Raw genomic sequence first — 23,889 nt, 5'->3', positions numbered from 1 at the left:
TCACCATTCTTCCAGTTTCTAGTCAATTTTTAGTATAGCAGGAAATGGCTTTGGGTACAACGCCTATCTGTATGTATCCATTTTTCCCTGCTCAAAAAAAGCGGGGTGCCAGATCAGCTTCTTCTGGCACCCCGTTAAAAATACATTTTTCCTGAAACGCCTTATTCCGCGTCCAGATCTTCTTCGGTCTCAGCAGCAATATAGATCGGTCTGTGCTTTGTTTCAAGATATGTTTTGGCAAGGTACTCGCCCGCAATGCCCGTACACAGCAGCTGCACACCACTGCACAAAAGGATAATGCAGACAAGGCTCGGCCAGCCGGAAGTAGGGTCGCCGAACATCAGTGCACGCACCACCACGATTATGATGCCTACAAACGCCAATACGCAAAAGGCAAGGCCAAGGCCCGCCGCCATCAGCAGCGGAGCTGTGGAAAAGCCCACAATGCCTTCGATCGAATATTTGAGCAGACCCCAGAAGTTCCACTTTGTTGTGCCCGCCACACGCTCTACGTTTTTGTAGTCGATCCACTTTGTTTTAAAGCCGACCCAGCTGAAAATGCCCTTGCTGAAGCGGTTATATTCCGCCATGCTCAGCACGGCATCAGTCATTTTGCGGCTCATCAGGCGGAAGTCTCTTGCTCCATCCACGATCTCTGTATCCGAGAGCTTATTGATGATCTGATAAAACTTTTTGGCAAACCAGCTGCGAACGGGCGGTTCACCCTCGCGTGTCGTGCGGCGGGTGGCCGCGCAGTCATATTCGCCGGAGAGCAGCAGTTCCAGCATTTCCGGCAGCAGCGAGGGCGGGTCCTGCAGATCCGCATCCATCGTTGCTACATAATCGCCCTTTGCCGCTTTTAATCCGGCATAAATGCCTGCTTCCTTGCCAAAGTTCCGGCTGAAGGAGATGTACCGCACACGGGCATCTTTCCGGTGCAATTCCCGCGCGATCTGCAGTGTGCGGTCTTTTGAGCCGTCATCCACAAAGATGAACTCAAAATCTGCTCCGTGGGATATTCCCATCTGCTGTGCGATCTTGCTGGCCTCTTTATAAAAAATGGGAAGTGATTCTTCCTCATTGTAGCACGGAACGACCAAACTTATCAGCATTCCTGTTTCCCCTTTTGTGCAATATTTAAAATCATTGTAGCATACCCCCACCCTGGTTTCAACCGTTTTCGGCATTTTGCCCGGCGGTTTTCAGCACACTTTTGCAATAAAAACATTTTCTATGGCTTTTTAAGTTTTTGTACGCTATAATAAGTAGGATTTCATAAACCTTATAATGCAAGAAAGCAAGAAAGAAGGAGTATCGCCTTGAACAAGATGCTAGGCTATCTGAAGGACTACAAGCGCGAGAGCGTGCTTGCGCCCCTTTTCAAGATGCTGGAAGCCACGTTCGACCTGTTCGTGCCGCTGGTCATGGCGGATATCGTGAACATCGGCATTGCCGCCCACGACTTCCACTATATTCTTGTGCGGTGCGGCATTTTGCTGCTGCTGGCCATGATCGGCCTTGCCTGCAGCCTGACGGCACAGTATTTTTCCGCAAAGGCGGCCGTGGGCTATTCCACAGCTCTGCGCCACGCCCTGTTTGAGCACATCCAGACCCTGAGCTTTACCGAGATGGACACCCTCGGCACCAGCACCCTGATCACCCGTATGACCAGCGACGTGAATCAGGTGCAGAGCGGCCTGAACCTGTTTTTACGCCTGTTCCTGCGCAGCCCGTTCGTGGTGATCGGTGCCATGGTCATGGCCTTTACGGTGAATTCCCGTGCAGCGCTGATCTTTGTAGTGACCATCCCGCTGCTGAGCGTGGTGGTGTTCGGCATCATGGCTGCTACCCGGCCCCTGTACAAGACGGTACAGAATCGCCTTGACCGGGTGCTGGGCCTGACCCGCGAAAACCTGACCGGCGTGCGCGTGGTGCGCGCTTTTGATAAGGAAAAGAGCGAGGTAGAGCGCTTTGAGAATGCCAACGACCTGCTGACCAAGATGCAGCTCCATGTAGGCCATATCTCTGCCCTGATGAACCCGCTGACCTATGTGCTCATCAACATTGCCATTGTGGCACTGCTATATGTGGGCAGCATTGAGATCAATGTGGGTGGCATGGCTTCCGGCGACGTGATTGCGCTGGTGAACTACATGAACCAGATCCTTGTGGAGCTGGTCAAGCTGGCAAACCTGATCGTGCAGGTGAGCAAGGCGCTGGCCTGCGCAGGCCGCGTGCAGGCTGTGCTGGACACCACGCCCGGCATGGCCTTCCCGGAAAAGCTTCTGGGCGAGGTGCCCGCCGAAAAATCCGGCGATGCCGTGCGCTTTGAGCATGTAAGCCTGACCTATGCGGGTGCCGGTGCACCCAGCCTTTCCGACATCAGCTTCACTGCAAAGCGCGGCCAGACCATTGGTGTCATCGGCGGTACCGGCAGCGGCAAATCCAGCCTTGTCAACCTGATCCCCGCTTCTACGATGCCACCGAGGGCAGGGTGGAGATCATGGGCCGCGATGCCCGGAACTATCCCCGTGAAGAACTGCGCGGCAAGGCAGCCATGGTCATGCAGAAGGCCCAGCTCTTTGGCGGCACCATCCGCTCCAACCTGCTGTGGGGCAACAAGAATGCCACCGATGCGGACCTGTGGGCTGCACTGGAAACAGCACAGGCTGCGGAGTTCGTCAAAGCCAAGCCCCTTGGGCTGGACGAGCCTGTGGAGCAGGGCGGTCGCAACCTGTCCGGCGGACAGAAGCAGCGCCTGACCATCGCCCGCGCCCTTGTGGGCAAGCCGGAAATTCTGATCCTTGACGACAGCGCCAGCGCACTGGACTACGCCACCGATGCCGCCCTGCGCAAGGCACTGGCTGCTCTGCCCGGCAGCCTGACCGTGTTCATCGTGAGCCAGCGCGCCGCCAGCCTGCAGCACGCGGATCAAATTCTGGTGCTGGACGACGGCCATCTGGTGGGCATCGGCACCCACGACCAGCTGCGCCAGACCTGCCCCGTCTACGAGGAGATCTACGAGAGCCAGTTCAAGAAAGGGGATGCGCAGAAATGAGTGCAAAAGCAAAAACAAAGCTGACCCCGCAGCAGCGCAAGGCCACCTTGACCCGTGTTCTGGGCAAAATCAAACCTTATTCCCTGTTTGTGGTGTGCAGCCTTGTGGTGGCCGCTGTGAGCGTGGGCGCACAGCTGTATATCCCCATCCTCTGCGGCAGCGCCATTGATATGATGCTGGGCAAGGGTGCCGTAGATTTTGGCGGTGTGATGCGCATTATCATCGAGGTGCTGGTGGTTGCCGGTGTGGCCGCTCTTGCGCAGTGGCTGCTGAGCGTGTGCAACAACCGCATCACCTTCCTTGTCAGCCGCGACCTGCGCAACGAAGCCCTGCGCAAAATTCAGACCCTGCCGCTTTCCTACCTCGACAGCCACCCCTCCGGCGATATCGTCAGCCGCATGGTGGCCGATGTGGATACCTTTGCGGACGGCCTGCTGATGGGCTTTACACAGCTGTTCAGCGGCGTGCTGACCATCCTCGGCACCCTGCTGTTCATGCTCAGCGAGAATGTGCCCATCACGCTGGTGGTGGTGTGCATCACCCCGCTGAGCCTCGTGGTGGCAAGCTTCCTTGCCAAGCGCAGCTATGGTTACTTCCAGAGCCAGAGCGCCGTGCGCGGCGAGCAGACCGCGCTGGTCAACGAGATGATCGAGGGCCAGAAGGTGGTGCAGGCCTTCGGCCACGAGGCCGAGAGCCTTACCGCCTTTGACGAGGTGAATGGCCGTCTGCAGGACGTGAGCCTGAAGGCCATCTTCTTTTCCAGCCTGACCAACCCCGCCACCCGCTTTGTGAATAACATCGTGTACGCAGGCGTGGGCCTTGTGGGTGCCGTGTACGCGGTGCGGGGCGGCATCACCATCGGCCAGCTGAGCGTGTTTTTGAGCTACGCCAACCAGTACACCAAGCCCTTCAACGAAATTTCCGGTGTAGTCACCGAGCTGCAGAATGCTCTGGCCTGCGCCGCCCGCGTGTTCGAGCTGCTGGATGCCGACGATCAGGTGCCGGAAGTCGAGAACGCCTCCGTGCTGCAGCCGGACGGCCATGTGCAGCTGGAGGATGTTTCCTTCCGCTACCTGCCCGACCGCCCGCTGATCGAGGGCCTTTCCCTCGACGTAAAGCCCGGCCAGCGCATCGCCATCGTCGGCCCTACCGGCTGCGGCAAGACCACCCTCATCAACCTGCTCATGCGCTTCTATGATGTGAACGGCGGTTCCATCAAGGTGTCCGGCACCGACATCCGGGATGTGACCCGCGCTTCCCTGCGCGGCAGCTACGGCATGGTGCTGCAGGATACATGGCTGCGGGCCGGTACCGTGCGGGAAAACATTGCCTACGGCAAGCCGGATGCAAGCCTTGAAGAGATCGTGGCAGCAGCCAAAGCCGCCCATGCAGACAGCTTTATCCGCCGCCTGCCGGAGGGCTACGACACCGTTATCGCCGAGGACGGCGGCAACATCAGTCAGGGCCAGAAGCAGCTGCTGTGCATTGCCCGCGTGATGCTCTGCCTGCCGCCGATGCTGATCCTGGACGAAGCAACATCCTCCATCGATACCCGCACTGAGGTGCGTATCCAGAAAGCTTTTGCCCGCATGATGCAGGGCCGTACCAGCTTTATTGTGGCGCACCGCCTTTCCACCATCCGCGAGGCGGACGTGATCCTTGTGATGAAGGACGGCCACATTGTGGAGCAGGGCAGCCACGACGAGCTGCTTGCTGCAAACGGCTTCTACGCCAAGCTCTACAACAGCCAGTTCGAGGGCGTGGAGACCTGAGAGTTCCTGATAATAATAACAAAAAGGAGCGATGCGCTGCATCGCTCCTTTTTGTTATTATTTGCTTTCAACTTTCTGCACGATGGGTTCATCGGGCGGCGGCGTGAGGGTAGAGTGCTCCACAATGAACTGCTCCGCCCTCTCCCGGGCCAGACGCTGGCGCACCTTGCGTGCATCGTTGGCGGGGAAGGTGCGCTCGCCGTCCAGCTTGGCATCCCAGTGGGCAGCAGCTGCTTCCACCTCGGCGTCCGTGGGTGCAAGGCCCTCCTTTTCTGCCACCAGCAGAAGCCCCAGCCAGCTGCGCAGCTTGCGCTCTGCCTGCGCGTGGAGCCATGCACGGAACTCTTCCACCGTCTGGCCGCGCACTTTAAGGAACTGGTCAAAGTTGATGCCATTGGCCTGCAGGCTCAGGTTGAACTGGCGCTGCTCGGCAAAATAGTTACCGCCCACCAGCTGCTTTGGCAGCGGGCCTTTCACTGCATCGCCCAGCTGCCATACCAGCTCCTTGCGTGCCCGCTGCTCAGCCTGGGCACAGCGCTGTGCCCAGATCTCGCGGGCTACCTGCTGCCGCAGCGCCGCCTTGCCCGCTGCATCGGCTGCACGTTCTTCGTCGCCGTGGTGACGGTTGATCTCCAGTTCAATGGTCAGCTGCCGGATGGGGTGCGGCTCAATGGGCTGCACAAAGCCGGTGTATGCTCCCACTTCCAGCGGCGGTAGCGCGTAGAACTGCGCCCCCGCCCGGAAGCCCTCGGCCCGGTTCACCGCCAGCAATTCAAAATCCGGGTCGGTCACCGGCACCACATGGTACTCCTGCACCAGCTGCTCATACAGCGCCGAAAAGCCGCCAAGAATGGTGCGATTCACCGCCTCAGTCAGCAGACCGTCCTCTTCCTGCGGCGCGTCCGGCTCCGCCTGCACCTGTGCAACGGCTGCCGCCAGCTCCTCGGCACCGGCTGTGAATACCAGACGGCAGTCGCCCGGCTCAGCCATGCCAAAATGTTCTAGTTTCATCCTCTTTTCCCCTTTCAGCGGGCAATGCCCACGGTCAGCACCAGCAGGGCCACACCTATCACGGCATACAGCACCTCGGCTCCCAGCGTGGCCCGGTCGCCTTCCACGTACATCTTCTCCGGGTCGTCGGGGTCATAGTATAAGGTGACGGTATCCCCCACCGCAAAGCTCTTGCCCCGCGCAGGCTTCGGGTAGTGCAGCCGATGGCTGCCGCCTGCGGTGGTAAAGGCCAGCACATAGGCACCGCCATCCCGGCTCCGCACGGTGCCCTCCACCGTGGCCGTGACCTTCTGCCCCTGCGTGCACAGCCTGCGCCGTGCCAGCACGCTGCGCAGAGCCATAAAGAACATGATGCCTGCTCCCAGCAGGAAAATAATGATATTGAACATTCTGCATTTCCCTCGTTTTCTCAGTCTGCGCGCAGGACACCCTCCCGGCGCGTCCTGTTTATTGTATCACACTTTGGCAAAAATTTCGCCCTGCAGCTGCCATTCAGAATGCATCAATTTTCAAGCAAAATTTTGTCGAGAAAAATTAAAAATAATGCTTGACAATTCTGCCATATCTGGTATAATAACTATCGTTCCGAGCGTCACGGCTCACGAACAAAACAAAATATGCGGATATGGCGGAATTGGCAGACGCGTTAGATTCAGGTTCTAATCGGGGCAACTCGGTGGAGGTTCAAGTCCTCTTATCCGCACCAAACAATGAAAATCCGAACCTTTTCTCGATAGGAGAAGGGTTCGGATTTTTTGTTTTCTTCGGAAAGCAGAATGAAGGCTCTATCCAGCTGAGCTACGATCGCACATACTGATGCTGTCAGTATAAAACGGTATAGCACAGCCGCGCTAAAAATGCAAACGGAAATGTTCGCCCTGTTTTTCCGTTCTTCCTTTTGCTATAATAAGGACAGATATCGGGACAAGGAGGGAGCCTTTTCATGGAACTATTCACCCCGCAGCAGATCAAAAATCTGAACGAGTTGGAACTGCTGGTCTACCAGTACATCATCGAGCATCCGAACACGGTGCCCTTCATGCGCATCCGGGAGTTGGCAGCGGAAGCGCACGTTTCCACCACCACAGTGCTGCACTTCTGCAAAAAGGTGGGCTGTGACGGTTATGCGCAATTCAAATGGAAGCTGAAGGAGCAGGCCGGTTCCGCGCAGGGATCCCGTCTGCCGGACACGCTGGGCGAGTTGCAGAACTTTCTGTGGAAAGTCGGCACGCCGGAATACGATGCAGCGCTGGACGAAGCCGCCGGTATGATCGCACGGGCAGAGCGGGTGTTTCTGGTGGGCATCGGCAATTCCGGCAGCATAGCCGAGTATGGTGCACGGTATCTGTCCAATCTGGGCAAATTCGCGCTGGGCGTGACCGACCCGTTCTATCCCATCACCGTCACGCCCAACACCACCATCGCAGCCGTCATTCTTTCGGTATCCGGCGAAACGAAGCAGGTGCTGCATCTGGCCCGGCAGCTGAAGGAGAAAAACGCCGGACTGATCGCCATTACCTGTTCCGACCAGAGTTCTGCGGCAAAGCTTTCCGACATCACCCTGCCGTACTACAGTTCCGTGCACCGCGTGACCACCGAAAGCTACGACCTGACCAGTCAGATGCCTGCACTTTACCTGCTGGAAGCACTGGCCCGCCGGGTGTACAACCGCCTGCTGGAGTGACCGCAGAAACGCTCCGTCAATTTGTACAGATGTTTGTATCCATGTGCAGAAAAAACAAGCTGTTTTTTCTGCACATTTTTGTTTTTTGGCGCATCAAATCAGCTGACAATGCGGTTTTTCCTCTGTATAATGAGGACACAAGGCAAACCCGTGATCTGATGAAAAGGAGAGAACATCATGGCAAACAAAATCCGCGATTACACAAAGCTTGCCGCCGACATCTGTGCCGCCGTCGGCAAGGACAATATCCTCAGCGCGACCCACTGTGCCACCCGCCTGCGTCTGGTGCTGAGGGAAACACCCTCGGACGAAGTGACCAAACAGATCTCCGAGATGCCCGCCGTCATCAAGGTGATGGAAAGCGGCGGCCAGTATCAGGTGGTCATCGGCACCCATGCCAAGGACGTGTACGAAGCACTGGCCCAGCTGCTGGATCTGGACAACAGCACCGCTGCCGCGCCGGAAGTCAAGCAGGGCCTCGGCAGCCGCATCATCGCCACCATGTCCGCCGTGTTCGCACCCTTTGTGTACATTCTGGCCGCAGCCGGTCTGGTGCAAGGCGCACTGATCATCATTACCCACTTCTTCCCCGCTTTTGCGGCCACCGGTACGTATTCCGTGCTCAGCTTCATCAGCTGGACGCCCTTCACCTTCCTGCCGGTCATGATCGCCGTCACTGCTTCCAAGCACTTCAAGTGTAACACCTTCATTGCCATGTGGTGCTGCATGGCGCTGGTCAACCCGGACTGGGCTTCCATCGCTGCCCGCATCGCAGACGGTGAGGTCATCAAGTTCCTGGCCTTCCCCATGAGCCAGACCACCTACACCTCCACCGTGCTGCCGCCGCTGTTCCTGGTGCTGGTGCTCAGCTGGCTGGAGCACTGGCTGGACGAGCATCTGCCCGACATCATCAAGGCGCTGGCTGTGCCCTTTATCTGCACCATTGTTATGGTTCCCCTGACTATTCTGGTCATCGGCCCGGTGTCCAATGTGCTGGCAAACGCCATTGCTGCTGCCTACAACTTCCTTGCCAACAACGTTCCCGCACTGGCCGCCATTCTGGTGGGCGGCATCTGGCAGGTGTTCGTCATCTTCGGCGTGCACTGGGGCGTCACTCCCATGTGCCTTGCCAACTTTGCCAACTACGGCTGCGATTCCTTTCAGGCATTCCAGACCTGCGCCGTCATCGCACAGGCTGCTGCCTGCTTCGGCGTGTTCCTCAAGACCAAAAAGGCCGACATCAAGAACGTTTCCCTGTCCGCTGGCCTGACCGGCATCTTCGGCATCACCGAGCCCGCCATCTACGGCGTGACCCTACGCCTGAAGAAGCCCTTCGTCTGCGGCTGCATCGGCGGTGCCATCGGTGCGCTGATCATCAGCTTCTTCAACACCAAGTACTATGTATACGCTGGTCTGCCCGGCCTGTTGACCACCGTCAACGCCATGAGCGACGCCAATCCCTCTTCCTTTACCGGCATGATGATCGGCGTGCTGGCCACCATTATCATCACCATTGTTCTGGTGCAGGTGGTGGGCTGCGACGAAAAAGAATCCCAGAAAAACTGATATACATTTGACCAAGGAGAAAGAATATGCTTCCTGAAAACTTTTTGTGGGGCGGTGCCGTTGCTGCCCATCAGCTGGAAGGCGGCTGGAACGCCGATGGCCGCGGCCCGTCCGTCAGCGACGTGATGACCGGCGGTGCCAACGGTGTGGCCCGCCGCATCACCGATGGCATTGTGCCCGGCGAATTTTACCCCAACCACGAGGGCATCGACTTCTACCACACCTACAAGGAAGATGTGAAGCTGTTTGCCGAACTGGGCTTCAAGTGTTTCCGCACCTCCATCTCGTGGAGCCGCATCTTCCCCCGCGGGGACGAGCAGCAGCCCAACGAGGCCGGTCTGCAGTTCTACGACGATCTGTTTGACGAACTGCTCAAGTACGGCATCCAGCCGGTGATCACCCTGAGCCATTTTGAGATGCCCTACGCCCTTGCCAAGGAGTACGGCGGCTGGTACAACCGCAAGTGCATCGACTTCTTCGTGCACTACGCCGTCACTGTGATGGAGCGCTACAAACACAAGGTCAGGTACTGGATGACCTTCAACGAGATCAACAACCAGAGCAACACCACCAACGACATCTTTGGCTGGACCAACTCCGGCGTGCGGTTCTCCCAGTTCGAGAACAAGAAGAAGGCCCTGTATCAGGTGGTACACCACGAACTGGTGGCCTCGGCCCTCGTGGTCAAAAAGGGCCATGCCATCAACCCGGACTTCCAGATCGGTTGCATGTGCTCCTTTGTGCCGTACTATCCCTACTCCTGCAACCCGGACGACGTGATGCTGGCGCTGGAATCCATGCACGAGCGCTACTACTTTGCGGATGTGCACTGCCGCGGTCACTACCCCGCCTACGCTAAGAAGGAATGGGAGCGCGAGGGCACTGCCCCGGTGATGGAGCCGGGTGACGAGGCCATTCTGGCCGAGGGTGCTGTGGACTATCTGGGCTTCAGCTACTACATGAGCAACGCGGTGCGTTCGGACGTGGCCGTGGAGAGCGACGGCATCAGCGGCGGCAATGCCCACACCGTGCCGAACCCCTACGTCAAGGCCAGCGACTGGGGCTGGCAGATCGACCCGGTGGGCCTGCGCTACGCACTGGCCACCCTGTACGAGCGGTACGAGAAGCCGCTGTTTATCGTGGAGAACGGCTTCGGCGCCATCGACAAACTCCAGCCCGACCACACCTGTGACGACAGCTACCGCATCGACTACCTGCGCGCCCACATCGAGGAGATGAAAAAGGCCGTGGAGTTGGACGGCGTGGACCTGCTGGGCTACACCCCGTGGGGCTGCATCGACGTGGTGTCCTTTACCACCGGCGAACTACGCAAGCGGTACGGCTTTATCTACGTGGACCGCAACGACGACGGCTCCGGCACCGGGAACCGCTATAAGAAAAAGAGTTTTGACTGGTACAAGCAGGTCATTGCCACCAACGGTGAGGACCTGGGCTGAGATATTTTCCGCAAAAAACACGACGCCCCGCCGGGTGCCGTGTTTTTTTTGCGCCATTTTGCCGTTTCCATCTTGCAAAAGTAGCGTAGTGCCTTATAAAAGAGGCTGTGCCCCGGTGTGCGCGGGCACGGTTTAGGGATATATAGGATAAAGGGAAAAAGAGTATGAGTTCTCAAACGAATACGCTGACGGAAGGCCCTCTGGCCAAGCAGATCTTTCTGGTCAGTCTGCCGCTGGCGCTTTCCAACCTGCTGGTGGCGCGTTTTTACGGTGCGCGCCACCCCAAGGACGTGGAAAAGACCGTCCACTCGGCGGCCATTATCAGCGCCGTTGCCGGTGTGGTGCTGTTGCTCATCGGCCTGCTGGGCTCCCCTGCCATGCTGCGGCTGCTGCATGGCGGTGGTCCGTGCAGGAGAAGCAGCGGGCAAAATTCATCTGACCGTCACAGCAGATGATAGCGTTCAGAAGCGGCTGACGATTCTGATTCGGGAAGCAGAGGGCGGAATCTCAAAAAGTCGGTGAAGGCTCAAAATAAAAACAGGGTGCGTCCCTGAATAGGACGCACCCTGCCAAAGACCACAGACAATAGCGATATGTACAATAGGGCGTTCCCCGTCGGGAACACTCTGTTTCTCTCTATAAGTTGGAGGAATTGCGTCAAATTGACACAATTCCTCCTCGTCCGTTCTAAGCAGGGTTTGGGGCAGGCACGCCCCAACAAGATCACTTCGGAAATGCGGACGCATTGCAGAAGTGAAGTCCCGGATGGACAAAAAATTTTCAAGAATTGAAAATTTGTGGCCACGGGACGGTTCTTGCCCTCTACCGCTGCGCTCAAAACCGTTTCTGGGTAATTGTTTCCGAATTGTTAAGGCGCAAAAAATAAGTAGAGGTTGTGCTGCTCATGTATGTGGGTCACCGTTTGCTCCGAACGCAGTTCCTGCCCCTGTTTGTGCAGCGGCGTTGACGGAAAGTCGGTATCACGTTCGGTCGGCTTATGAAATTTTCAAGGTACGTTTCCCATAAAGAAAAATACCGCCCACGCAGCGCAGCGATGGATTTTGTCGGGTGAGTCGGCGGCAAAATGAATCGGGTGTGTTGCGGGGCGGTAGCTTCTTTCGTGGATTTTTCCTCACTGAAGTGGTGGGTCTCACGGTGATAACCAACCACTTTTGCAGAAGATTTGCAATCAATCTACAAGTTCAGTGGGATTTGTGATAGAGAATATCATGGTTCGTAGGGTACGTCAAGATGATTCCGAAGAAATTATTTATGAATGGAGACAATAGTAAGACTTCTATTATGAATATGATACACTTTACATCATGAAAGAATTTAAGCTGCACAAAGATGATTCAAGCGGATGTGCAATATGCACAATAAGTTTTCTACAGCAAAATACAGATGTGGTCATTTAGCTCTTTTACCAGACAACTTTTTTGTAAAATAAAAAAATTTGTTGACTTGAAATTGCTTGAAATGTTATCTTGTTGGTAACAAAAGCACGGTGAAGTGCTTGCTACCACACGAAAAGGCAAAACAAAAAAGGAGAGTAAAATGATGAAAAAGCGTATTGCGGCGTTGGTCACCGCCGGTGTCCTTGCTTTGTCGATGCTTACCGGCTGCGGAAGCAAACAGGAGAGCTGGAAAGTTACCTGCCCGTGGGCACCGTCTGGTGTAGCAGCGATGGTCAGCCAAAAGGCTGCTGCCAAGTCCCCTGATTATTCTGATAATAAAATCACACTGGTTGCTGAAGCCGTCAAGGGCGATGCTGCTACTGTCAACACTTGGGTGTCCAGTACTAAGGCAAATGATAAGGAACTGGTCTTCGCCGGTGAGGGTCTGTTCGCCATTACCGAGACTCTGGATCCGGCCAAGCTGCAGTTCAGCTACGACGATTTCGAGTTCGTGGAGAACTTGTACTCCTCCGTCTTCGTCCTGTCCGCTGATTCTTCACTGAACCTCAAGAATCTGGACGATCTGGAGGCCTATGTCAAGGCAGGCAACCCCGTATCCGTGGCCGTTAACGGCGCTACCGGCTCCGAGGCTTTCCTGGCAGCGGCTCTGTTCGGCTCTATGGGTGCCGGCGACCAGCTGAAACTGACTCCGTACCAGTCCGCTGCGGAGGCTGCACAGGCTGTAGCTAAGGGTGAAACGAAATTCGCGGTCTCTCACCAGTCTCAGATTCTTGAGACCTACCAGCAGGGCGGCGTTGATGTGGTTTGCGCATTCGATGACAAGGCTATCGAAAACGGCCCCTTCGCAGGCGTTGAGGGCGTTGGCTCCAAGGGCTACCCCTACTTCCGCAACCGCTGCTTCGTCATGGCTCGCAAAGGTACTGACGCCGCAAAGGTTGCCGAGCTGAAAGAGCTGTATGATAAGATCCTCGCCGATGATGAGATGGTCGAGTGGCTGAACGACACCATGCTGCTGGAAGTCGATACCATGACCGAGGACGATGTGAAGGCTCACATTGAGAACGTCAAGAGCATCGTCGAGCAGTATAAGGACATCGTGGTAGGCTGATAAAAAGCCCTCATAGCGACAAAAAGCTGAAGCAGGGGGAACGGGGACATCCCCTTCTCCCTGCTTTTATGTTTTCAAAAGGAGTTGAAACAAGTGAAAAATCTGATAGAACGTGCCGAAGCAAAACTGGATGAATGGGGCGCAAAGCTCGAACAGAAGAACATCGAGTACCCGGTAGACCTGATTTGCGGCATTCTGTTTCTGGTCATTGGCATCGTGCTGCTGCTCATCATGCCGCAGCAGGTGCAGATCTCGGAAAAAGACGTTGTGAATGGCCGCGCTTTCCCGACGATGCTGATTTGGCTCATGCTGGCCATGAGCGCCCTTCTGGTGGGCCGCGAGGCATACAACATGGTGATGCACCGCCCGACCAAAACTAAAACGCTGAATCTTTTGGTGGAAACAAAAGCACTCGTCATCGTCCTCATTCTGGTGGTCACTTATCTGCTGGCAGAGGTCACGGATCTGTTTGTTGTGGGCGCTGTATTCTGCGCACTGGCATTTCTGGTCTTTTTCCGCTGCAAGAAACCCCTTTACTATGCCATCACAGTTTCAATGGCTGTGTTGATTTGGGTCGTATTCCACTTTGTGCTGAATGTTAGTTTCTGAGGAGGCAGAATATGGGTTTGTTTGACTTTATCGGCCCGGCCTCCGGGCTGCTTTTCACCCTCGAAAATATCATCTGGATAAACCTCGGCGTCTTTATTGGCTGCGTGTTCGCGGCCATCCCGGGATTAAGTGTTATCCTCTGCATCATCCTATTCCTGCCTGTCACTTATACCATGCGTGCGATTCCCGGCATGATGTTCCTGTTGGGCATTTACTGCGCAGGCGGCTATGGTGGCTCGGTATCGGCTATCCTTATCAACACGCCGGGTACGCCCCACGCGGCGGCTACTATGCTGGACGGCTATCCGCTGTCCAAAATGGGCCGCACTAAGGCGGCGTTGAAAATTGCACTTTATGCATCTACCTTTGGCGGTATCTTCTCTGCGTTGGTGCTGCTCTTCCTCGGCCCTCAGGTCGCAAAAATTTCGGCACAGCTCGGCACGGCGGAGTACTTTATGGTCTGCCTGTTCGGCATGACGATTATTGCAGGCGTTTCTGGTAAGAGCCTTGTCAAGGGCATCATCGCCGCCTGCCTTGGTTTGCTTATTTCCTGTGTGGGCGCAGACCCCATGACCAGCTATGACCGCTTTACATTTGGTATTCCCCGTCTGTATCTGGGTCTTGACCTTGCCGTTACCCTCATCGGTTTGTTCGCACTGGTGGAAATCATTGGCAAGGCAGAGCTGAAGCGGAATGAGTTGAACCTTCACGCCGGAAAAATCGGCAATGATGACGGCAAAATCACAAAAGATGAATACAAGCGGATGTTCCGACCAGTGCTGATGGGTTCTATCATCGGTTCCTGTGTTGGTATCGTACCTGGCACGGGTGCGTCGGAGGCCTCGTGGTTCTCCTACAACACTGCGAAGAACCTGTCCAAGCATCCCGAGGAATTCGGCCACGGTTCTGTGGAGGGCGTTGCGGCTGCTGAGTCTGCCAACAATGCCGTCTGTGGCGCGACCCTGATTCCCTTGCTGACGCTGGGCATCCCCGGCGACGGCTGCGTGGCCATCATGTTGTCGGCCCTGATGATAAATGGCCTGAACCCCGGTCTCTCGCTGTTCACCACCGACGGCGCTATCATGTATGCCATCATGCTGGGCCTTATCCTCGTGAACATCTTCATGTTCCTGCAGGGCAAATACCTGACTAGCCTGTTTGCAAAGGTCGTCTCCATCCCTCAGCAGATCTTGACCCCCATCATCGTGATTTTCTGTTTCGCCGGTGCTTACTCGGTGAACAGCAGCTATTTTGATTTGAGCGTTGCGCTGGTGTTCGGCGTGATGGCGTGGTTCATGCGCAAGCTGGAGCTGCCCGCTGTCCCTGTGCTGCTGGGCATGGTGCTGGGCAATATGACCGAGACGAACTTCCGCCGCGCCCTGCTCATCTCGGATGGAAGTCCCAAAATCTTCTTCAGCAGTGTGTATTGCTGGATTTTTATCGCGCTAATCGTGGTGGTTATCATCGGCATCCTGCGCGGCAAGATGAAGGAAACGAAGAACGCGAAAGTGGAACAGTAAAAGGAGGTAAAGACCGTGGCATATAACATTATTTTCTACTTCAGTGACCAGCAGCGCTGGGATACCTGCGGCTGCTTCGGCCAGCCGCTCAACGTCACACCCAATCTGGACAAGCTGGCAGAGGAGGGCGTAAAATTTGACAATGCTTTCTCTCCCCAGCCGGTGTGCGGCCCTTGCCGCGCCCTGTTCCAGACCGGAAAATACCCCACTGAGACAGGCTGTTTCCGCAATAACCTGATGCTGCCCTCGAATATCAAGACTCTGGGCGAGTATATGGAAAAAGATGCCGGCTACGAAACTGCCTATGTCGGCAAGTGGCATCTGGCCTCGGATGGCGAGCTGGAAAAGAAGCCGACCATTGACCATACCATTACAGCCGTTCCGTTGGAGTTGCGCGGCGGCTACACCGGCTACTGGCGTGCAGCCGATGTGCTGGAATTTACCTCCCACGGCTACGACGGCTATGTGTTCGACGAGAACAACAACCGCATCGATTTTAAGGGCTACCGTGCTGACTGCATCAACCAGTTCGCGCTGGACTACCTCGACCAGTACACCGGCGAAAAGCCCTTCTTCATGACCGTATCCCAAATTGAGCCGCACCATCAGAATGACCACAACCACTACGAAGGCCCCAACGGCTCGAAGCAGCGATTTGCGGATTTTGTCCTCCCCGAAGACTTGAAGGCTCTGGGCGGCAATGCAGCAGAAGAGTATCCGGATTATCTGGGACAGTGCGCAAGCCTCGACGAGAACCTCGGCAAGCTGGTGGAAAAACTGAAAGAAAAGGGTCTGTATGAGAATACTGTTATCCTTTACGCTTCCGACCATGGCTCTCATTTCAAGACCCGCAACCGCGACGCCCATCTGAACGGATACGATGACTATAAGCGCTCGTGCCACGACGGCTGCCTGCATGTGCCGCTGGTCATCTGCGGCGGCCCGTTCAAGGGCGGCAAGGAAGTCACCGAGCTGGTCAGCACCGAGAGCATCCCCAAGACTCTGTTGGCTTTGGCAGGCGTGGATGTCGGCGACAAGATGATCGGCGAAAATCTGCTTGACGTTGTGGAAAAGAAAAATCATAATAGAGCTAATGAGGTCTACGCCCAAATCTCGGAGAGCCGCTGCGGCCGCTGCATCCGCACGGCAGATTATATGTACTCTGTCTATGCCCCCGGTGTCAATGGCGGCGAGGCTGCGGCATCTGATGTGTATGCGGACGACTTCCTCTATGATATGCAGAAAGACCCGTGGCAGCTGAACAATGTTGTCGCAGATCCTGCATACGCCGACGTCAAAGCGGAGCTTCGTGAGCGCTTGCTGAACTGGATACAGCACGCAGAAGGCACCCGCCCCACCATCACCGACTGAAAAGGAGCGTTTGCCCATGCTCTCGGCTGCTGAGAAAAAATCTGCTCAGGTATATCGTTGGCTTCTGGCTTATATCGACGAAAACAAGTTTTCTGGAAATCAACGACTGCCCTCGGAAAATGCACTCTGCCGAAAGCTGGGCGTCAGCCGGGAAACGATTCGAGTTGCCATTGACCGATTGGTGAATGAAGGAATCGTGTACAAAGTCAAAGGGAGCGGCACCTATTTCCACCGGGAAAAGGTGATGACGCGCGATTTGAACACCGAGGATGCACTTTATAAGATCGGCCTTGTTTTGCAAGGTCAGGATACGAGTGCAAATTCGGGGCTGATTGAGGGTGTGCGCAGCGTTCTGACACAGGAACGGGTGGATCTGCACGTATTTCTGACCGATAACAAGTTCTGCAACGAACGCCGCTGTCTGGAAACAGTGGTGCATCAGAATTTTCATGGCTTTATCGTGGACGGTGTTAAGTCGAGTATCCTCAGCCCGAATCTTGACTGCTACAAGGAACTTTATCGGCGCAAAATTCCGGTGATATTCTACAACAATTTTTATCGGAATCTGCGCTGTCCGCGTGTGACCATCAATGATATTGAATGTGCGCATCAGTTGATAGGACGCCTGATGGATGCCGGACACAGCCACATTGCAGGCATCTTCGTGTACGACAACTACCAGAGCGTAGAAAAGTTTCAAGGCATGGCGGAAGCGATGCGAAATCGTGGTTTGGAACTGAACGATGATTACATCAAGTGGTGTATTTCGGACGAAGCCCACAACGAAAGCTATGTCCGTTCCATTGAAAGATTTCTGAAGAGCATCCCTAAATGCACCGCTATCGTCTGCTGCAACTACATCATCTATCGACTGGTCATGAAAACTCTGCAGAAAATGGGGAAGACTGTACCCGAAGATTATTCGCTGGTCTGTTTTGACTATTCGGAAGAGACGTATCGACAGGAGGACGTTACCTGTTCTGTGGAACAAGGCTTTGAAATGGGACGTCAGCTTGCGCTGCGGCTTATGGAGATGATTTCCACCGGCGAATGCGATGACCGGAACTACACTTATGTCATGAAGCCCATCCTCTACGATGGCCATTCCATCCGGAAGATCAAAAAGGTAAAATAAAGATTCTCCCGGAGGCAGTACTGCTCTCCGGGAGAATCTCTTTATCGGTTTTGTTGTGCCAGAAAATGTGCAGCAGTATGCAGGCGCGGAAGCACATAGGCAAAGAACTGCTTATACGCTGCGCAAAAGCGGTTGCTTCCAGAGGCATCCCAATCTCGCTTGCATCCGCCCCGGCAGAGCAGCTGATAAGCACATGCTGCGCATTCCGCCGGGCGTTTGCGGCCCTGTGCCAGAAATGTCTGGCTTGTGGGAGAATCAAGCGCATCTTCAACGGTACAGTGGCTCAGATTTCCCAGCTTCCACTCATCCAGAACATAAAAGTCACAGGGATAAAGGCTTCCGTCACCTTCTACGGTAAGATAATGTCCACAGGAACCGGAGGAAGCGCAGGAGGTAGGCGGCATTCCCAGCAGGATACGCAGATAGTCCTCAAAATTGCGAACGCTGATATAATTGCCTCGTTGCAGCTGCTGATACCAAGTATCAAAGACGCCGCACAGAAAACGACCATAAAGTTCCGGCGTTAGAGAATATGCCTGCCCTCCAATCGTATCAAGTGGGTCAAGACATGGGATGAATTGCAGATTGTGCTGTCCCAACTCGCAGAGGCTTTTGAAGGCTCGCTGCGGCTTTCTGGCCAGCTGTCCGGTCACAACACAGAGCAGATTCGTTTCGACCCTGTAGGCATCCAGCAGCGCAAGCGCATGAGTTACTTTATCCCATGTGCCCTGCCCAGCTGCGTCCAGCCGATAGAGATCATGGTTCTCCTGTGTGCCGTCCAGAGAGAGGCCTACGAGGAAAGAGTTGGCTTTGAAAAAGGAAGCCCACTCTTCATCCAGACAAATGCCATTGGTCTGGATGCTGTGGAACACAGAGATATTGCGCTGCATGGAACGCTCCGTTTCCAGAAAGAACCGGAAGAAATCCAACCCGGCAAGAGTCGGTTCGCCGCCCTGAAACAGAAAATGGACGCTGCCGCCTTCCTCTGTGGCTGCAAAAGCCTTTTCAACCAGTTCTCCTGCCATTTCATGGGAAAGCAGTCCCATATTTTTGCAGGCTCGGCTGTTGGAAACATCGTCATAAAAGCAGTACCGGCAACTCAGATTGCACAGGCTGGACGCTGGCTTGACGAGAAATGTATTATGTTTCATAGAGATTCCCTCCGTGCTTCGCAGTTCTTAAAACAAGGATACCGGAAAATACGGGCTTTCGCAAGCAGTAACAGTTAAAAGCTGTTTGAAATAGTAAGAAAACGAATATAGTTGTCCGAAAATCAAAAAAAGGAGAAGAAAACTTGTATGGATGAAAATAAAACATACGGTACACGGTTAGCACGGCTTTGGAAGCTGTTTTTGAGTACGCTGTACATTAGCAGCTTTACCTTCGGCGGCGGCTTTGTCATCGTGACCTTTATGAAGAAAAAATTTGTAGATGAGCTGCACTGGATCGATGAACAGGAAATGCTGGATATGACAGCGTTGGCGCAGTCCTCTCCGGGCGCAATCGCGGTCAATGCTGCAATTCTGGTAGGCTGGCAGGTAGAAGGCTTGATTGGAATGATCGTGGCAGTGTTGGGCACCATCATCCCACCTATGGTCATTCTTTCAGTCATTTCTGTGTTCTACAATGCTTTTGCCACCAATCGCTATATCGCGTTGTTACTCAAGGGAATGCAGGCTGGTGTGGCGGCGGTCATTCTGGATGTTGTATTCGACCTCGGCGGCAAGGTGCTGAAGACCCGCTCATGGGTGTATATTGCCCTGATGGTCGCAGCGTTTGTCGCAAATACGGTGTTTGATGTCAATGTGGTGGTGGTCATCCTTGCCGCTGCAGTATTCGGCGTGGTGCTGGCTCTGGTCCAGTGGAAAAAAGGTGGTGCAAAATGATCTACTTACAGCTTTTTCTCAGCTTTTTGCAGGTGGGTATGTTCAGCGTAGGCGGCGGCTATGCGGCCATGCCGCTGATCCAGAGCCAAGTGGTGGAACAACATGGCTGGCTGACGATGCAGGAGTTTACTGACCTCATCACGATTGCAGAAATGACCCCTGGTCCCATTGCGGTCAACTCGGCAACTTTTGTTGGTTTGCGTATCGCGCAGGTACCCGGAGCCATCATTGCAACACTAGGTTGCATTACACCGGCGCTGTTCTTTGTTTCACTTCTATCCTACATCTATCGTAAATACAAGGATATTTCTCTGCTGCAAAGTGTTCTGGCCTGCCTGCGTCCGGTCATTGTAGCGCTTATCTTTGGTGCAGGTCTTTCTATACTGTCTATGGTGGTGTTCGGAGAGAGTGCAAAGACGCTCGCCAACGTAGACTGGATCGGCATCGGCAGTTTTGCATCGGCATTTTTTGTCCTACGGAAGCTCAAGTGGAATCCCATCCTGACCATGTGCCTGTGCGGCGTGGCCGGGCTTGGACTTCACATTTTGCTCGGAATATAATCTTAAGACAATTTGTCTGTTGGAATCATGAAAATAAATCATTGGGCTTGCAATCAGGGCAGAACTGTGGTATATACATTATACGAAACATTGCTTAGATGAACGTTCCACCGTTCAATGATGTGTAAAGTGGAGGTGCCTGCCATGACCGCCGTGATCTATGCCCGCTATTCCTCGGACAACCAGCGCGAAGAATCCATCGAAGGCCAGATCCGGGAATGCACGGCTTATGCCGAGAAAAACGGCATCACCATCGTCAAGCACTATATTGACCGTGCTATCTCCGCCAAGACGGACAACCGCCCGGAGTTCCAGCAGATGATTAAGGACAGCGACAAGAAGCTGTTTGACATTGTGCTGGTCTGGAAGCTGGACCGTTTTGCTCGGAACCGCTACGACAGTGCCCGGTATAAGACCCAACTGAAGAAGAACGGCGTCAAGCTCATGTCTGCCACCGAGATCATCTCCGAGGGGCCGGAGGGCATTATTCTGGAATCTGTGCTGGAAGGTTATGCCGAGTATTATTCCGCTGACCTTGCCGAGAAGGTCGTGCGTGGACAGACCGAGAACATCCTGAAAGGCCGCTGCAACGGTGGCCGTGGAACCTTTGGGTACACGCTGGATTCCGAGCGGAAGTTCCACATCGACCCTCTCACCTCGCCTTTTGTGCTTGAATCGTTCAAGAAGTACAATGAAGGCTCCACAATGAAGGAGATTCGGGACTGGCTGAACGAAAACGGCATCAAGAACCCGGTGGGCGGTGCATTTACTTATAACAGCGTTGAACATATGCTCAAGAACCGGCGGTACATCGGAGAACTGAAATTCCGGGATGTGGTCGTGCCGGATGCTATCCCGCCCATCATTCCACTGGAACTGTTTGAGGATGTGCAGAAGAAAATCGCCAAAAACAAAAAAGCCCCTGCCCGTAGAAAGGCAGAGGATGACTATCTGCTCACCACCAAGCTGTTCTGCGGCTACTGTGGGGCGTTGATGTTTGGCGAAAGCGGCACAAGCCGGACGGGTGAAGTCCACCGCTACTATAAATGTGCCACTGCCAAAAAGCACAAGGGCTGCAAGAAAAAGACCGTCCGCAAACAGTGGCTGGAAGATTTGGTAGTCAACCAGACCATGCAGCTTGTGAAAGACGATGCCGCTATGGAATCCATCATCGCCAAGGTGATGGAACTGCAAAATAAGGATAACACCAACATTCCACTCTATGAGAAACAGCTTCGGGATGCTGAATCTGGTATCCAGAATATGCTCAATGCGATTCAGGTCGGTATCCTGACCAGCTCCACCAAGGAGCGGCTGGAGCAGCTGGAAGAAACCAAGCGTGAGCTTGAAGCCCGCATTGCGGAAGAAAAGCTGGCAAAGCCCAAGGTTACAGAGGAGTTCATCCGGTTCTGGCTGCTGCGGTTCCGCAAGCTGGACATGAGCCTGAAAGACCAGCGGCAGGCATTGGTGGATACCTTCATCAATGCGATTTATCTATACGATGATAAGGTTTTAATAACCTTCAACTATAAGGAAGGTACACAGACCGTCACCTTTGGAGAAGCGACAGAAGTTGCATCCGAGGGAAATGGTTCGGATTTGGATTGCTTTACTGCACCAAGAAAAACCAGTACACAATGTGTACTGGTTTTTCTTTTTCGGTGCGGAAGAGGACTTGAACAGCAACGACGACGACCGCAGCCAGCGGCTGAAACAGGGAGGAGTTGTTGGGGCCGCGTTCTGATTTTTCAAAGCCCTGCCAAGGGGCTGCAGAAAAATCAGCAAACGCAACCCGTAAGGCCCTGACCGCCAGATTCCGCCGCGGTTCCCAACCCGTAGGAATGGGAGGCTACCGCTTATTTTGCTTCACCCAATAATTCCCCTTTCGTAGTAACAGCGGGTAACATGGACACCGGCTGCGTGGAGCTTCTGCTCCGGAATGGGAGAAAAATTTCCATTGACTGTACCGGGGTCGAGGATGCACTGGACGTGACCATGGCGCAGAGGTCAGAGTTGAATTATCTCATCTATAATGACCCGCTGGGCTATGCCGATTTGATTCTGAACGGCGACCCAGAGGAATATTTGAAAACCGTAACCGGGAGCCATGGGTTAGAAGATTAAAAATCACGAAAAGCTGGCGATGAAGGAAGCTGTCAAGGACGGCGTGGAGTTGATTGGCTATACCATGTGGGGCTTTATCGATCTGGTCTCCTGCGGCAGTATGGAAATGTCCAAGCGGTATGGCGTGATCTATGTGGATCAGGATGATGCCGGTCACGGCACACTGGCTCGCAGTAGAAAAGACAGTTTTTACTGGTATCAGAAGTGTATCGCCACCAATGGTGAAGACTTAGAAGGCTAAATGAAGGCCGGAACCGCAGGCAGGAAACTGTCTGCGGTTTTCGGCGTGTTCAGGGAGGGAAAGTTTTTATGAACGAACAGACAAAAGCGCAGGTGGAAGCTTATGCAGAAGAATGCCGCACCGAACAGCTGGAACTGCTGCGCACACTGGGAAAGATGCCTGCGCCGACCCGAAAGGAGGATTTTCGGGCAGCATTCTGCCGGGATTGGCTCCGGGCACAAGGGGCAGAAAATGTCCGCATCGACAGCGCTAAAAATGTGATCTGCAAACTGGGGCCGGACACCGAAGAACTGGTCGTTTTTGCCGCCCACACGGATATTGTGTTCCCAGATGTAGAAAATCTTCCCTTGCGGGAAGAGGGCGGCAAGCTATTTGCGCCGGGCATCGGCGATGATACTGCCAACCTCGTCAACTTGCTGATGGCTGCAAAATATCTGATCCAGAAACAAACCGCGCTGGAATATGGTGTGCTGGTGGTGGCGAATGCCTGCGAAGAAGGTCTGGGCAATCTGGACGGTACCAAGGCATTGTTTGCCGAGTACGGCACCCGTATTCAGGGGTTCTATTCTTTTGATATCTATATGCCGCTTTGCTGCAGCAGTGCCGTGGGTTCTTATCGGTATAAGATCACCTGTAAAACGCCCGGTGGTCACTCCTATGCAAATTTTGGCGACCCCAGTGCCATTCAACTGCTGTGTGGACTCGTGAATGAACTGTACCAGATCCAGCCACCGGTACGTTCCCGTACCACCTATAATGTAGGGCGTATCGAGGGCGGCACAACGGTCAACTCCATTGCACAGCAGGCATCCATGCTGTACGAGTTCCGTTCTACCGCACAGGATTGTCTGGAAGAGATGGAAGAAAAATTCCGTCGTGCTGTAGCGCACTGGAATGGCAGAGGCGGCGATTTTGAGGTGGAGCTGCTGGGCATCCGTCCCGGCAACGGCCCTGTTGACCAGAAAAGACTCGGTCAATTCACGGAAAAAAGTAAAGAGATTGTTCGCGCCTTCACAGGCCGTGAGCCTGACGAAACGCCCAACTCCACGGACAGCAACATCCCGCTGTCGCTGGGTATCCCGGCCAATACCATTGGTACGATAGATGGCGGATCGGCGCATACCCGGCAGGAGTGGGTGGACATTGCCAGCTTGCCCACAGGACTGAAAATCGTTCTTGGGCTGATGCTGGAGTATCAGAAAAATGATTGCTTTTGAAATAAGCATGGGGTGTTCTGGCGGCAGTAGGGGGCTGTTGCAAAATAGCTCCAACGAAAAAAATGAGATAGACTTCCCCGAAAGGGGTTACCTATCTCATTTTTTGTTGTAAGCTGAGGTTGTGAAAAAACAGATACAACAGAAACAGTATT

The 23,889-nt window shown here is 54.4% G+C and carries 19 protein-coding genes, 1 tRNA gene and 2 pseudogenes; 18 read left to right on the top strand and 4 right to left on the bottom strand.

What is annotated here, in order from left to right:
• Positions 1–161 precede the first annotated feature (161 nt).
• Positions 162–1,112, bottom strand: a complete 951-nt coding sequence (locus tag PXT33_RS03760; protein ID WP_154261095.1) for a glycosyltransferase family 2 protein — start codon at positions 1,110–1,112, stop codon at positions 162–164.
• A gap of 216 nt (positions 1,113–1,328) precedes the next feature.
• On the opposite strand from PXT33_RS03760, the pseudogene PXT33_RS03755 reads away from it, so the two are divergent.
• Together PXT33_RS03755 and PXT33_RS03750 are read left to right on the top strand one after the other, a co-directional pair.
• Positions 1,329–3,058 (top strand): annotated as a pseudogene (locus tag PXT33_RS03755) (ABC transporter ATP-binding protein).
• Positions 3,055–4,830 (top strand): ABC transporter ATP-binding protein, encoded by a 1,776-nt coding sequence (locus PXT33_RS03750; RefSeq protein ID WP_120081395.1) that lies wholly within the window; start codon positions 3,055–3,057, stop codon positions 4,828–4,830. Before PXT33_RS03755 ends, PXT33_RS03750 begins: the two are co-directional and overlap by 4 nt.
• A gap of 57 nt (positions 4,831–4,887) precedes the next feature.
• Here PXT33_RS03750 and PXT33_RS03745 read toward each other — a convergent pair whose 3' ends face one another.
• Both PXT33_RS03745 and PXT33_RS03740 read right to left on the bottom strand, forming a co-directional pair.
• Positions 4,888–5,841, bottom strand: a complete 954-nt coding sequence (locus PXT33_RS03745; RefSeq protein ID WP_005946538.1) for a hypothetical protein — start codon at positions 5,839–5,841, stop codon at positions 4,888–4,890.
• Positions 5,842–5,855: 14 nt separating this feature from the next.
• Positions 5,856–6,230, bottom strand: coding sequence for a DUF3592 domain-containing protein (locus PXT33_RS03740; RefSeq protein WP_120081394.1), 375 nt, complete (start codon positions 6,228–6,230; stop codon positions 5,856–5,858).
• Positions 6,231–6,460: 230 nt separating this feature from the next.
• On the opposite strand from PXT33_RS03740, the gene PXT33_RS03735 reads away from it, so the two are divergent.
• The 10 genes from PXT33_RS03735 (at position 6,461) to PXT33_RS03690 (ending at position 17,709) form a co-directional block, all read left to right on the top strand.
• Positions 6,461–6,547: transfer RNA gene (locus PXT33_RS03735), tRNA-Leu, on the top strand.
• A 237-nt stretch (positions 6,548–6,784) separates the two neighbouring features.
• Positions 6,785–7,525, top strand: coding sequence for a MurR/RpiR family transcriptional regulator (locus tag PXT33_RS03730; protein ID WP_112121590.1), 741 nt, complete (start codon positions 6,785–6,787; stop codon positions 7,523–7,525).
• Positions 7,526–7,702: 177 nt separating this feature from the next.
• Positions 7,703–9,091 carry a PTS transporter subunit EIIC gene (locus PXT33_RS03725; protein WP_112121591.1) on the top strand — a complete coding sequence of 463 codons (1,389 nt, stop codon included), beginning with the start codon at positions 7,703–7,705 and terminating at the stop codon, positions 9,089–9,091.
• Positions 9,092–9,117: 26 nt separating this feature from the next.
• Positions 9,118–10,548, top strand: coding sequence for a 6-phospho-beta-glucosidase (locus PXT33_RS03720; protein ID WP_112121592.1), 1,431 nt, complete (start codon positions 9,118–9,120; stop codon positions 10,546–10,548).
• 164 nt (positions 10,549–10,712) lie between these two features.
• On the top strand, positions 10,713–11,003 hold the full coding sequence (locus PXT33_RS03715) for an MATE family efflux transporter (RefSeq protein ID WP_242702941.1): 291 nt from the start codon (positions 10,713–10,715) through the stop codon (positions 11,001–11,003).
• Between the two features lie 1,105 nt (positions 11,004–12,108).
• Positions 12,109–13,074, top strand: a complete 966-nt coding sequence (locus PXT33_RS03710; RefSeq protein WP_332376668.1) for a tripartite tricarboxylate transporter substrate-binding protein — start codon at positions 12,109–12,111, stop codon at positions 13,072–13,074.
• A 93-nt stretch (positions 13,075–13,167) separates the two neighbouring features.
• Complete coding sequence (locus PXT33_RS03705; protein WP_113991662.1) at positions 13,168–13,683, top strand: tripartite tricarboxylate transporter TctB family protein; 516 nt, start codon at positions 13,168–13,170, stop codon at positions 13,681–13,683.
• An 11-nt stretch (positions 13,684–13,694) separates the two neighbouring features.
• Positions 13,695–15,203, top strand: a complete 1,509-nt coding sequence (locus PXT33_RS03700; RefSeq protein WP_015536705.1) for a tripartite tricarboxylate transporter permease — start codon at positions 13,695–13,697, stop codon at positions 15,201–15,203.
• A 15-nt stretch (positions 15,204–15,218) separates the two neighbouring features.
• Positions 15,219–16,574 (top strand): sulfatase-like hydrolase/transferase, encoded by a 1,356-nt coding sequence (locus PXT33_RS03695; protein WP_097776425.1) that lies wholly within the window; start codon positions 15,219–15,221, stop codon positions 16,572–16,574.
• Between the two features lie 16 nt (positions 16,575–16,590).
• Positions 16,591–17,709 (top strand): GntR family transcriptional regulator, encoded by a 1,119-nt coding sequence (locus PXT33_RS03690; RefSeq protein WP_207684474.1) that lies wholly within the window; start codon positions 16,591–16,593, stop codon positions 17,707–17,709.
• Between the two features lie 41 nt (positions 17,710–17,750).
• Here the strand turns inward: PXT33_RS03690 and PXT33_RS03685 are convergent, their stop codons facing one another.
• Positions 17,751–18,860: an anaerobic sulfatase maturase gene (locus PXT33_RS03685; RefSeq protein ID WP_332375975.1), complete on the bottom strand. Its 1,110-nt coding sequence runs from the start codon at positions 18,858–18,860 to the stop codon at positions 17,751–17,753.
• A gap of 147 nt (positions 18,861–19,007) precedes the next feature.
• Here PXT33_RS03685 and PXT33_RS03680 point away from each other — a divergent pair, with 147 nt between their 5' ends.
• The 6 genes and pseudogenes from PXT33_RS03680 (at position 19,008) to PXT33_RS03655 (ending at position 23,737) form a co-directional block, all read left to right on the top strand.
• Positions 19,008–19,595 (top strand): chromate transporter, encoded by a 588-nt coding sequence (locus PXT33_RS03680; protein WP_005941143.1) that lies wholly within the window; start codon positions 19,008–19,010, stop codon positions 19,593–19,595.
• A complete protein-coding gene (locus PXT33_RS03675) occupies positions 19,592–20,155 on the top strand; it encodes a chromate transporter (protein ID WP_015536709.1) in 564 nt (187 codons plus the stop codon). Before PXT33_RS03680 ends, PXT33_RS03675 begins: the two co-directional genes overlap by 4 nt.
• A gap of 144 nt (positions 20,156–20,299) precedes the next feature.
• Complete coding sequence (locus PXT33_RS03670) at positions 20,300–21,961, top strand: recombinase family protein (protein WP_332375974.1); 1,662 nt, start codon at positions 20,300–20,302, stop codon at positions 21,959–21,961.
• Positions 21,962–22,060: 99 nt separating this feature from the next.
• Entirely contained in the window at positions 22,061–22,279 is a 219-nt protein-coding gene (locus PXT33_RS03665) for a DUF6061 family protein (RefSeq protein ID WP_298638989.1), read from the top strand.
• A gap of 16 nt (positions 22,280–22,295) precedes the next feature.
• Positions 22,296–22,520: pseudogene (locus tag PXT33_RS03660) on the top strand (family 1 glycosylhydrolase); the annotation flags it as partial.
• 68 nt (positions 22,521–22,588) lie between these two features.
• A complete protein-coding gene (locus tag PXT33_RS03655) occupies positions 22,589–23,737 on the top strand; it encodes a M20/M25/M40 family metallo-hydrolase (RefSeq protein ID WP_291014862.1) in 1,149 nt (382 codons plus the stop codon).
• Positions 23,738–23,889: the final 152 nt, after the last annotated feature.

This window comes from Faecalibacterium taiwanense, assembly GCF_036632915.2.
Lineage (GTDB): Bacteria > Bacillota > Clostridia > Oscillospirales > Ruminococcaceae > Faecalibacterium > Faecalibacterium taiwanense.
Note: the sequence above shows the minus strand (reverse complement) of the source record. Positions and strands in the feature narration are given on the sequence as shown.

What these genes read in the sequence shown, in the direction of transcription:
- PXT33_RS03750 (WP_120081395.1), top strand. Translation starts at nt 3,055, where the DNA reads ATGAGTGCAAAAGCAAAAACAAAGCTGACCCCGCAGCAGCGCAAGGCC.
- PXT33_RS03745 (WP_005946538.1), bottom strand. Translation starts at nt 5,841, where the DNA reads ATGAAACTAGAACATTTTGGCATGGCTGAGCCGGGCGACTGCCGTCTG.
- PXT33_RS03675 (WP_015536709.1), top strand. Translation starts at nt 19,592, where the DNA reads ATGATCTACTTACAGCTTTTTCTCAGCTTTTTGCAGGTGGGTATGTTC.
- PXT33_RS03700 (WP_015536705.1), top strand. Translation starts at nt 13,695, where the DNA reads ATGGGTTTGTTTGACTTTATCGGCCCGGCCTCCGGGCTGCTTTTCACC.
- PXT33_RS03710 (WP_332376668.1), top strand. Translation starts at nt 12,109, where the DNA reads ATGAAAAAGCGTATTGCGGCGTTGGTCACCGCCGGTGTCCTTGCTTTG.
- PXT33_RS03760 (WP_154261095.1), bottom strand. Translation starts at nt 1,112, where the DNA reads ATGCTGATAAGTTTGGTCGTTCCGTGCTACAATGAGGAAGAATCACTT.
- PXT33_RS03720 (WP_112121592.1), top strand. Translation starts at nt 9,118, where the DNA reads ATGCTTCCTGAAAACTTTTTGTGGGGCGGTGCCGTTGCTGCCCATCAG.
- PXT33_RS03670 (WP_332375974.1), top strand. Translation starts at nt 20,300, where the DNA reads ATGACCGCCGTGATCTATGCCCGCTATTCCTCGGACAACCAGCGCGAA.
- PXT33_RS03655 (WP_291014862.1), top strand. Translation starts at nt 22,589, where the DNA reads ATGAACGAACAGACAAAAGCGCAGGTGGAAGCTTATGCAGAAGAATGC.
- PXT33_RS03690 (WP_207684474.1), top strand. Translation starts at nt 16,591, where the DNA reads ATGCTCTCGGCTGCTGAGAAAAAATCTGCTCAGGTATATCGTTGGCTT.
- PXT33_RS03725 (WP_112121591.1), top strand. Translation starts at nt 7,703, where the DNA reads ATGGCAAACAAAATCCGCGATTACACAAAGCTTGCCGCCGACATCTGT.
- PXT33_RS03665 (WP_298638989.1), top strand. Translation starts at nt 22,061, where the DNA reads ATGGACACCGGCTGCGTGGAGCTTCTGCTCCGGAATGGGAGAAAAATT.
- PXT33_RS03680 (WP_005941143.1), top strand. Translation starts at nt 19,008, where the DNA reads ATGGATGAAAATAAAACATACGGTACACGGTTAGCACGGCTTTGGAAG.
- PXT33_RS03715 (WP_242702941.1), top strand. Translation starts at nt 10,713, where the DNA reads ATGAGTTCTCAAACGAATACGCTGACGGAAGGCCCTCTGGCCAAGCAG.
- PXT33_RS03740 (WP_120081394.1), bottom strand. Translation starts at nt 6,230, where the DNA reads ATGTTCAATATCATTATTTTCCTGCTGGGAGCAGGCATCATGTTCTTT.
- PXT33_RS03685 (WP_332375975.1), bottom strand. Translation starts at nt 18,860, where the DNA reads ATGAAACATAATACATTTCTCGTCAAGCCAGCGTCCAGCCTGTGCAAT.
- PXT33_RS03730 (WP_112121590.1), top strand. Translation starts at nt 6,785, where the DNA reads ATGGAACTATTCACCCCGCAGCAGATCAAAAATCTGAACGAGTTGGAA.